6 protein-coding genes are annotated in these 10,465 nt (G+C 72.6%); 2 read left to right on the top strand and 4 right to left on the bottom strand.

All coding sequences use genetic code 11. The features are described 5' to 3' along the window. Positions 1-158: 158 nt before the first annotated feature. The 4 genes from ABZX40_RS11330 to ABZX40_RS11315 all read right to left on the bottom strand — a co-directional run bounded on the left by ABZX40_RS11330 (position 159) and on the right by ABZX40_RS11315 (position 7,375). Positions 159-815, bottom strand: a complete 657-nt coding sequence (locus ABZX40_RS11330; protein WP_355741339.1) for a response regulator transcription factor — start codon at positions 813-815, stop codon at positions 159-161. Further along, on the bottom strand, positions 812-2,143 hold the full coding sequence (locus ABZX40_RS11325) for a histidine kinase (RefSeq protein WP_355741341.1): 1,332 nt from the start codon (positions 2,141-2,143) through the stop codon (positions 812-814). Before ABZX40_RS11325 ends, ABZX40_RS11330 begins: the two co-directional genes overlap by 4 nt. A 431-nt stretch (positions 2,144-2,574) precedes the next feature. Beyond that, positions 2,575-4,791 carry an MMPL family transporter gene (locus ABZX40_RS11320; protein ID WP_355741343.1) on the bottom strand — a complete coding sequence of 739 codons (2,217 nt, stop codon included), beginning with the start codon at positions 4,789-4,791 and terminating at the stop codon, positions 2,575-2,577. A gap of 202 nt (positions 4,792-4,993) precedes the next feature. Next, positions 4,994-7,375, bottom strand: coding sequence for a hypothetical protein (locus tag ABZX40_RS11315; RefSeq protein WP_355741345.1), 2,382 nt, complete (start codon positions 7,373-7,375; stop codon positions 4,994-4,996). Between the two features lie 241 nt (positions 7,376-7,616). On the opposite strand from ABZX40_RS11315, the gene ABZX40_RS11310 reads away from it, so the two are divergent. Both ABZX40_RS11310 and ABZX40_RS11305 read left to right on the top strand, forming a co-directional pair. Further along, positions 7,617-8,666 carry a LacI family DNA-binding transcriptional regulator gene (locus tag ABZX40_RS11310; protein ID WP_355741347.1) on the top strand — a complete coding sequence of 350 codons (1,050 nt, stop codon included), beginning with the start codon at positions 7,617-7,619 and terminating at the stop codon, positions 8,664-8,666. 44 nt (positions 8,667-8,710) lie between these two features. Next, the gene (locus ABZX40_RS11305) at positions 8,711-10,336 is read left to right on the top strand and encodes an FAD-dependent oxidoreductase (protein WP_355741349.1); all 1,626 of its coding nucleotides are present in this window, start codon (positions 8,711-8,713) and stop codon (positions 10,334-10,336) included. Positions 10,337-10,465: the final 129 nt, after the last annotated feature.

The raw sequence follows: 10,465 nt of genomic DNA, 5'->3' as shown, positions 1-10,465 counted from the left end.
GAATGGGGGACTGTGGGTCAGGATGCGTGCGGAGGTCCCCCTGGTTCCCCTCGCGGGATCACGGCCGGGTGACCCGGTCGCCCGCACGGCCCGGACCGGGACGCGGTGGGTGTTTCCGCCGGCGACGGGAAGCGGCACACAGCGGGCCCCGCGCCTGCTCACGCCGGTCTCACCAACCCCGCGTCGTAGGCGAAGATCACCGCCTGCACCCGGTCCCGCGCGCCGGTCTTTCCCAGGACGCGGCTCACATGGGACTTGACCGTGGATTCGGCCAGGCACAGCCGCTCGGCGATCTCCGCGTTGCTCCAGCCCGTGGCCATCGCGACCAGGACCTCGCACTCGCGCTCGGTGAGGGCGGTGAGCCGGCGGTCCTGGTCGGGGGTGCGGCCCGGCAGGCGATGGGTGAAGGCGTCGATCAGCTTGCGGGTCAGGCCGGGCGCGATCACCGCGTCCCCGGCGGCCACCGCCCTGATGCCGCCCACCAGTTCCTCCGGCAGCGCGTCCTTGAGGAGGAAGCCGCTGGCCCCGGCGCGCAGCGCGTCGTACGCGTACTCGTCCAGGTCGAACGTGGTCAGCACGAGGACGCGGGAGCGGCCTCCGGAGTGGACGATGCGGCGGGTCGCCTCGATGCCGTCGACGCCGGGCATGCGGACGTCCATCAGGACGACGTCCGGGCGGAGTTCGGCGGTCATCCGGACCGCCTCGGCGCCATGGGTGGCCTCGCCGACCACGCTCAGGTCGGCGTGCTGCTCCAGGAGCATGCTGAAGCCGAGCCGTTGCAGGGCCTGGTCGTCGACGATGAGGACGGTGGTCATACCGATCGATTCTCCATCAGTACCGGCGGGCGGGCGGTCAGGAAGCGGGCGTGGACGGTCCAGCCGCCGAGACGGTTGGTGCCCGCGGTGACCCCGCCGCCGTAGAGCGCCGCCCGCTCGCGCATACCGACCAGCCCCCGGCCGTCGGAGTTGACCCCGGGGGCGCGGGACGGCCCGGTGTCCTGCACGGTCAGGTCCACCGCCGTGTCGTCGACGGCGATGGTCACGCGGACCGCCGTATCGGGCGCCGCGTACTTGAGGGTGTTCGTCATCGCCTCCTGCACCACGCGGTAGACGGCGAGCTGGAGGCCGGGCGGCAGTTCGTCCGGGCTGCCCTCCACGGCCAGGGTGACGGCGGGGCCCGCCGCCCTGACCCGCTCCAGCAGCGCGTCCAGATCGCCGAACCCCGGCTGCGGGGCGAGCGGGGTGTCCCCGGGCGCGGACTTCTCGTCGTCGCCGATGACCGACAGCAGGCGCCGCAGTTCCGCCAGGGCGCCCCGGCCGCTGTCGGCGATGATGCGCAGGGTCTGGGCGCCCCGCTCCGGCTTCGCCTCGGTCAGTCCGGCGGCACCGTTCGCGAGGCCGACGATCACGGCGAGGGTGTGGCCCAGGATGTCGTGCATCTCGCGGGCCACACGGGAGCGCTCGGCGGCGGCGGCGAGCCGGGCCCGCTGGTCCCGCTCGATCTCCAGCCTCACCGCCCGCTCGCGCAGGGCGGTGATGTACGCGTTCAGCACCCGGCCGACGACCCCCGCCGCGGCGACCGCCACCACCAGAAGGGCCTGGACGATGGCCACCACCGGCGTCTGGAGACCGCTCGTCTGGCCCCGGTTCTCGACGACGCTGACGATCGCCGTCTGGGCGACCGCCACCGCCACACAGACCGCCAGCTGCACCGGCCGCACCCCCCGGCCCAGGCTGAGCAGCGCGGCCACCCGCGCGGTCTCCGAGCCGGTGCTGGTGTCCAGCGCCAGACCCAGCACCGAGACCGCGGAGGTGAGGGCGAAGATCAGGATGGGCCGCTGGTGCCGCCACAGCAGGGGGAGGCAGAAGGCCGCGGTCAGCGCCACCATGACCGGCAGACCGGGCCCGGCGCCATCCGCCGCGCTCTGGAGCGCCGGGATGCCGAACAGCGTGCAGATCAGCGGGACGGTCCAGCGCCGTACCCACAGATGCTTCTGGTCCGCCCGTGCCACGCGGGTCAGCGCGCGCAGCACGGCCACGTCCGAGCGTCCCTCCGCCCCGCCGAGCAGGGTCTCGGGGGCGAGGGAGGACGACGACGCCGCCGGAGGGGGAGGTGGCGGCGGGGCCGTGGTGGGTGTGGTCACTGGGTCACCTTTCGATCCAGGGGCGCCCCCTGGATCTCCGGATCCGAGGGGCGCTCGCTCTGTCCTTCGCCGCCGCCGGGGAGCCGTCGTCCGGTCCTTCGCCGGGAGCGGCCGGGAGCGGCTGTCCGGCCCTTGGCCGGGGAAAGCCTGTTCGGCCCTTCGCTGGGGAGGGGCAGTTCGGTCCTTGGCTGCCAAGAGGCCCCGGTCCGTCGCCGTGTCCGTCCGTCGGTCCGTCCGTGCGGGGCCGGGGAAGGAGGTACGAGGTCCTCGCTCCGGGTCCCCCGGGGGGTCCTCGCTCCGGGGGTCCCCGGCCGAGTGACGCCGCTGGTCGGGCCGGGCGGGGGCCCTGTCGGGCGGCTCCCACCGTACCTCCGGGCGCGGGACCCGCCCCGGGGGGAGTGGCCCGCGCCACCGCACCCCGGTCGCGTCGCTCAGCTCTTCGCGCCCGCCACCGGTGTGAGCCGTGCCGTCTCCTCCGGGTGGGCGTCGAGCCGCTGCCGCAGCTTCTCGCCCTCCACGTCCACGTCGGGCAGCAGCCGGTCCAGGCGGCGGGGCAGGGACCAGGCGCGGTCGCCGAGCAGGGCCATCACCGCCGGGACCAGCGCCATCCGGACCACGAACGCGTCGAACAGCACGGCGGTGGCGAGGCCCAGGCCCATGGACTTGATGATCGCGGTGTCGCTGAGGAGGAACCCGGCGAACACCGAGATCATGATGACCGCCGCCGCGGTGACCACCCGGGCCCCGTGCCGGAAACCGGCCACGACCGCCTCGCGCGGCCCCGCCCCGTGCACGTACTCCTCCCGCATCCGGGTCACCAGGAAGACCTCGTAGTCCATCGCCAGACCGAAGACCACGCCGACCAGGAAGATCGGGAGGATGCTCACGATGGGGGCGGTCTGGTCCACGCCGAACAGGTCCGCGAACCAGCCCTTCTGGAAGACGGCGACCACGACCCCGAGGGTCGCGAGGACGCTCAGCAGGAAACCGGCGGCGGCCTTGAGCGGCACGAGGAGTGAGCGGAACACCAGCGTCAGCAGGAGCAGGGCCAGCCCGACGACCACGCAGAGATACGGGACCAGGGCGTCGCTGAGCTTGCCGGACATGTCGATGTTGAGGGCGGTGGTGCCGGTGACCATCAGATCGGCGCCGGTGTCGTCGGCGAGGGCCGCGCCGCGGTCACGGATGTCGGAGACCAGGGCCACGGTCTCCGCGCTGCCGGGCGACGAGCCCGGCACCGCCCGCAGCAGGGCCACGTCACCGCTCTCGTTGAAGGTCACCGGGCTCACGGAGGCGATGTCGGGCAGGTCCCCCAGCAGGGTGGCCGCCTCGTCCGCGGCGGCCTCGGGATCCGCGCTCTCCCGGGCGTCGACCACGACGGTCAGGGGGCCGTTGAACCCGGCGCCGAACCCCTCGCTGACGGTGTCGTAGGCGATGCGCTGGGTGCTGCCCGGGGCGGCCGTCGCGTCATCGGGCATGCCCAGTTCCAGCGACAGGGCCGGAGCGGCGAGCAGCAGCAGCCCGGCAACCGACACGCCGAGCACCTTGACCGGGTTGCGCAGCACGAACCGCGCCCAGCGCACGCCCATCGGCTCGCGCTCCCCGCTCTCGACGGCCCGCAGCCGCCGCGTCCGGTATCTCCCGGCGGCGATCCTCGGACCCGCGAAGCCGAGCATGGCGGGCAGCAGGGTCAGCGCGATGACCACGGCGACGACCACCGCGAACGCGGCCCCGATCCCGATGTCGGTCAGCACCTTGATACCGACGACACCGAGTCCGGCCAGCGCGATCACCACGGTCATCCCGGCGAACACCACCGCCGATCCGGCCGTGCCGAGTGCCCGCCCGGCGGCCTCCTCGGGCGCGTGGCCGTCCTTCAGCTCGCCTCGGTAGCGGGAGACGATGAACAGGGCGTAGTCGATCGCCACGGCCAGGCCCAGCATCAGCGCCAGGGTGCTGGTGTCGGAGCCGAGATCGACGAACGCCCCGGCCGCGGTGATCCCGGTGATGGCCAGCCCGACCCCGAACAGCGCGGTCAGCAGCGGCAGCCCGGCCGCGATGAGCGAGCCGAAGGTGATCACCATGACGACGGCGGCGACCAGGATGCCGATCAGTTCGGTGGCGCTCTGATGGGCCTCCCCGGCGACCGCGGAACCCCGGGTGCTGATGTCGAGGCCCGCGCGCTCACCCCGGGCTACCAGGTCCTCCAGATCCTGGTGGGCCCGGTCGGAGACCTCGCCCTGGGCGACCTCGTAGGTCATCTGCGCGTAGGCGATCGTGCCGTCCTCGCTGACGGTGGCGCCGGTGTACGGGTCGACGACCCCGGCCACCTGATGGGCGGTGCGGAGGCCGGCGACGAGGGACTCGATCTCCGTCCGGTGCGCGCCGGACGTCAGCGGCCGGCCGTCGTCCGCCCGGAAGACCACCTGGGCCGTGGCCGCGTCGGCGGACGCCTGGGGGAACTCCTCGTCCAGCAGGTCCAGCGCCCGCTGGGACTGGGTGCCGGGGATGCTGAAGCTGTCCGTCGTCCTGCTCGACACGCTCGACGCGCCGAGGCCGACGGCGGCCAGCACGGCGATCCACAGCACGAGGACGAGCCGTCGTCGCCGGAACGAGAACCGGCCCAGCCGGTAGAGGAACGTTGCCACGGAGTACTCCAGTGAGGCGGTCGGCAGGCGATGGCGGGCCGTCTCACGGCCCGGTCATCACGCTATGAACGCCTTGCCCGGCGGCCTTGCGCCCACGGAGGTGAATGCGGCCGGAGGCACCGGTACCACGGTGCCGTCCGGCCCTCATCCGCTGGGAGTAGCCGTGGGGTGCCCACCCCGGGGACATCCCCGCCCGCGGCACCTACGCCGGACCGAACCGGCTCCCCGCCAACGTCCCCGTCCCCGGCACGGTCCCGCCCTGCGGCGTCAACCCGAAGTACACCCGAGGCGCCCCGTCCAGCGTCAGCGTCACCTCGCCCTGGACCGGTGACAGCACCCGCGCCCGGCCGATGGCGTCGAGTTCGCGGACCGGGGTGGTGGACGGGAGGGTGAGGAGGGTCTTCGTCGGCCAGGGGTCGGTCCACACCTCGGGCGCGGGGAAGTGCCAGTCGGTGCGCTGGCCCGTGGTGTTGAGGAGGTAGCCGTCGGCCCGGTTCCACAGGACGAGCGCCGGGCCGTCGGGGGTGTCGAACCACAGGCCGAAGGTGTGTGGGTCGGTGAAGGTCAGGCGTCCGGTGAACGTGGCGCGGTCCAGGACCCGGGCGGCGGTCGCGTAGGCCAGCAGGGACGGCTTGGGGCTGAGGTCGCGGTTCATCAGGCCGTAGTGGTACTCGACATTGTCCGGGTCGGCGACCTGCGGCATGCCCAGCACACTGTCGTGGAACTGGTACCAGCAGACGCAGGTGACCCCCTCCGCCTTCGCCAGGGCCAGGGTGAGCAGGACGTTCTCCGCCGCGTGCCGGTAGGTGTCGTGCCACCAGCTGTTCGGCTTGGTCGGCGCGTACGCCTCGGTCAGCCAGATCTCCTTCTCGCCGTGCGTCGCCATCAGGGCCTTGAGCTGCTTCAGCCCGCCGTAGAAGTTCCAGTACGCGCCCTCGGGGCCGGTGCCCCAGTCGCCGCCCGGCGGGATGTAGTCGGGGGTGAAGTTGCCGCGGCCGGGGTGGTAGGCGAACGCGTCGATCAGGTTCCAGCCGCCCGCCGCGATGAAGTTCTCCACCCAGGGCTTGTCCATGCCGGCCAGGCCGTTGTTCATCAGTTTGATCGTGGCGCCGGTCGCTGCTCTGCGGTCGTGGACCGGGCGCAGGGCCTTGTCCAGGTACGCCTGGGCGGCCACTCCGGTGTTGAACGGGCGGTTGAGTTCGTTGCCGACCTCGAAGTAGGCCGCTCCGGAGGTCTGGGCCACGGTGAGTTTGTCGGCCGCCCAGGCCGCCGCCTCGGTGTCGGTCGCTTCGAGGGAGGGCTGGAGTTCGATGTTGTGGCGGATACCGCGGGCGTCGAAGGCGGCGGGGGGCAGTCCGGGGCCGCCGTCGTAGGCGATCCGGACCAGGGAGATGCCGACGCGCTGCCAGAGGTCCAGGACGGCGGTGGCGCTCGGGCGCAGCAGCCAGGGGTAGTTGGCGATGCCGAACATGCTGTCGGCGACGGGTTGGTGGGTGGGGGCGGGGAGGGTGGCGAGGTTGGTGCGGGCGAAGGCCTCGTCGCCCGTGGAGCGTACGACGACCTCGGCGAGGGCGATGCCCGCTCCCGGGGCGGGCACGGTGAAGGTGTGCTGCCAGGTGCCCGCCGCGGCGATGGTGCCGGTCACGGTCGTGGCGGCCAGGTGGGTGCCGTCGAAGTCCCGTACCGACAGCTCCAGTTCGGCCGGGCGGGAGGCGGCGCTGCCGTTGGCCACCAGGGCGGTGAGCTGCATCGGCTCGCCGGGGGTGGTGTAGAGGTTGAAGTCGCGGTCGGTGGTCAATTCGAGGCCGAGCTGGGTGCCGCGGCCGATGGTGGCCGTGGCCGAGGGGCGGGTCGTGGAGAAGAAGAAGTCGGCCCGGCTGGTCCAGCCGCCGGCCGGGTCGGTCTCGCCGGGGGCGTGGATCCAGGTCGAGTTCGACCATGCCTGACGCGAGCGGTTCAGGAGGTACAGCCCGTGGAGAGTGGTCCAGGTGGAGGTGTGGGCCACGCCGACGGTGTCCTCGTACGGGATGCCGCCGCCCGCGTCGCGGACCCACTCGGTGACCGGGATGTAGTCGTCGGGCGCGGTGGGGGACTGGATCGCGCGGCTGAACAGGAAACCGTCCGGGACCAGGGTGTCCGCGCCGGTGATCCGCCACTCCAGCCGGGCGTGGCGGGTGGCGACGCTGAACCAGCCGGTGACGGTGGTGGCCGCTCCGGCGGCGGGGTCGAAGATGTAGTCCATCCGGATCGCCGGGGTGCCGTCGGGCAGGGTGGCGAGCGCGGGGGTGCCGCCGGTGGAGAGGTGGATGCCGGTGAGCCGGTCCTTGACCTGGAACTTCGATCCGGCGGAGCGGGTGACGCCGTTCGCGTCACGGATGGCGAGTCGGCCGCCGACACTGGCCAGCAGGCTGATCCCGCCCGCGGTCAGGGTGACATCACCGGCCGCCGCGTGCGCTGTGACGGCGGTCGGTTCGGCGATCAGTACGACACCGGCCGCGAGCGCGGCGCCGAGCAGCCCCCGGCGGCTCAGGAGGGGGCTGGAGTGAGGTGCGGGGTCCGGGACTTGGGCATGGGGCGTTGACATCGTGCGGCTCCTGTCCGGCCGCGACGGTCGTCGTGATAATGCCTATCTTCATCGCGGCGTGACGGACGATCTCAACCGGATGACCCGTCGGTCAAGGGGGGATTGCGTTCTTGTTTCCGGCGGCTTAAGGTCACCGGTGTTCGGTGAAGATACGCATTATCAGCGTCAGTGACAGCGCAGTGACCGTCGTTGTGACAGTGACAGTGACGGTGACAGCGCTGCGCAGAGCAGCGGAGGATCGATGCCAAGCAAGCCGCGCCGGGTGACCCAGCGCGAGATCGCCGAGATCGCGGGCGTCAGCCAGACCACCGTGTCGGTGGTGCTGAACGACCGTGACGACTCGAACGCGCGTATCTCGGAGGAGACCCGCGCCCGGGTCAAGCAGGCGCTCGACCAGGCCACCTATGTCGCCGACCCGGCGGCCCGCCGGCTGGCCGGCCTGGACAACCAGATCATCGGCGTCTTCACCTACGAGGAAGCCCTGTCGCCGGAGAGCATGGACTTCTACGGCCCGCTGCTCAACGGCATCGAGCGCGCCGCCGAGACGATCGGCTGGGACCTGCTGTTCTTCACGTCCTCCCCGGTCGAGAACGGCACCCGCAGCCTGTTCCACCGCAAGACCCGGCTGCGGCTGACCGACGGCTGCATCCTGCTCGGCCAGCAGATGGCCGGCTCCGAGCTGGAGCGGATGGTCGCCGAGCAGTTCCCGTTCGTCGCCGTCGGCCGCCGGGACGAGACGGCCGCGCCGGTGCCGTACGTCGGGATCGACTACGTCAGCCCCACCGACGCCGTGATCGACCAGGCCGCGGCCAGCGGACACCGCCAGGCCCTGTATGTGCACCGCGGCCGGGACACCGCCACCGCGCGCGACCGGCGTGGCGCGGTCGAGGCCGCCTCGGCGGCGGGCCGGATGGCGTTCATGCTGGTCGGCGAGGAGCGGGTCGCCGACCTGCCCCGGCTGGCGCAGGCCACCGGCGCCACCCTCATCCTCGCCGAGGACGCCTTCCTCACCGAGGACGTCATCCTCGCGCTGGTCGCCGCCGGGGTGGACGTACCCGGCGAGATCTCGGTCGCCGCGCTCGGTGAGGTACGCGGTCATCGGGCCGACGGCCGGGCACTGACCGGGTTCCGGGTGCCGCGCAAACAGGTCGCCGCCGAGGCGCTGGAACTGCTGCGGCAGCTCATCCTCACCGATCCCGAGGAGTGGGCGGATCTGGAGACCCAGCGGCTGCTGGTCGCCGAGGTCGAGACGGGCGAGACGGTCGTGGCGCGGGCGGAGGACCGTTCATGAGCGGGGGACGGGAACCGTTCGTGAGCGGGGGACGGGGACCGTTCGTGAGCGGGGGAGCGGGACGGATCAGGGAGAAGCGGACCGTCGGCGCCGAGGTGGCCGTCATCGGCGGCGGTCTCGGCTCGGTGGCCGCCGCGCTCGCGCTGCTCCAGCGCGGTCGCCGGGTCGTGATGACCGAGGAATTCCCCTGGCTGGGCGGGCAGTTGACGTCCCAGGCGGTGCCGCCGGACGAGCACATCTGGGTGGAGCGGTTCGGCGTCACCGCCCGCTACCGGGCCCTGCGCGAAGACATCCGCCGCTACTACCGCGACCACTATCCGCTGTCGGCGGCGGCCCGCGCCGACCGGGAACTCAACCCCGGCCGCGGCCGGGTGAGCCGGCTCTGCCACGAGCCGCGGGTCGCCCTCGCGGTGATCGAGGCCCTCCTCGCCCCGTACCGGTCGAGCGGGCGGCTGACGGTCCTCCAGCCCGCCGTCCCGGTCGCCGCCGAGGTCGTGGACGGGGTGGTCCGCTCGGTCACGGTGGCCGACCCGCACACCGGGGCGGAGACCCTGATCACCGCCGAGTACGTGCTCGACGGCACCGAGACCGGCGATCTGCTCCCGCTGACCGGCACCGAGTACGTCGTCGGCGCCGAGGCACGGTCCGACACCGGTGAGCCCAGCGCCGCCGACACCGCCGACCCGGCCAATGTGCAGTCGATCGCCTGGTGCTTCGTCTTCGACCACGCGACGGGGGACCACACCATCCCCCGCCCGGACGACTACGACGACTGGCGCTCGCTCGAACTGCCCTTCTGGGGCGCTCCGATGCTGTCCTTCACCGCGCCCGACCCGCGCACCCTCGCCCCACAGGAGCGCACCCTGATCGTCAACCCGGAGCAGGACGGCGCCGGCGATCCGCGGTTCGACGCCGGGGACCGGGATCTGTGGCAGTTCCGGCGGATCGCCGCCCGGCAGACGTTCACCGACGGCCTGTACGACAGCGACATCGTCCTCGCCAACTGGCCCCAGCTGGACTACGTCGGCGGCTCGGTCATCGACACCGACGACCGGGAGCGCCATCTCGCCGCGGCGAAGGCGCAGTCCCGGGCGTATGTGCACTGGCTCCAGACCGAGGCGCCCCGGCCCGACGGCGGGCACGGCTGGCCCGGCCTCCGGCTGCGCGGCGACCTGGTGGGCACCGACGACGGCTTCGCGCAGGCCCCGTACATCCGGGAGTCCCGCCGGATCAGGGCGCTGACCACCGTCCGCGAGCAGGACATCTCCATCAAGGCCCGTGGCCATGGCGGACCGGCCCGCTTCGACGCGTCCGTCGGGGTGGGCATGTACCGGATCGATCTGCACCCCTCGACCGGCGGTGACAACTACATCGACATCGAGTCGGCGCCCTTCGAGATCCCGCTCGGCGCGCTCGTCCCGGTCCGGACGCAGAACCTTCTCCCCGCCGCGAAGAACATCGGCACCACCCACATCACCAACGGTGCCTACCGGCTCCACCCCGTCGAATGGAACATCGGCGAGTCGGCCGGTGAACTCGCCGCGTTCTGCCTGGACCGGGGGCTGAGCCCGCAGCAGGTCGCCACCGCCCCCGCCCTCGTCGATCAGCTCCAGCGCCGGCTGACCGAGGCGGGCGTGGAACTGCACTGGCCCGAGATCGTCGGTTACTGAGCCACTGAGCCACTGAGCCACTGAGCCACTGGGCTACTCAGCCACTGGGCTACTGAGCCCTCCCGACGTCAAGACACCCCTCACTCCAAGACACCCCCCCCGTACCGAGTACCAAGGCACCCTCCCCAC

This window comes from Streptomyces sp. NPDC004610 (assembly GCF_040609715.1).
GTDB lineage: Bacteria > Actinomycetota > Actinomycetes > Streptomycetales > Streptomycetaceae > Streptomyces.
This window is presented reverse-complemented; position numbering and strand designations above follow the sequence as displayed.

Excerpts from the sequence above, each read along its gene's own strand:
- ABZX40_RS11330 (WP_355741339.1), bottom strand. The coding sequence starts at position 815 with ATGACCACCGTCCTCATCGTCGACGACCAGGCCCTGCAACGGCTCGGC.
- ABZX40_RS11315 (WP_355741345.1), bottom strand. The coding sequence starts at position 7,375 with ATGTCAACGCCCCATGCCCAAGTCCCGGACCCCGCACCTCACTCCAGC.
- ABZX40_RS11310 (WP_355741347.1), top strand. The coding sequence starts at position 7,617 with ATGCCAAGCAAGCCGCGCCGGGTGACCCAGCGCGAGATCGCCGAGATC.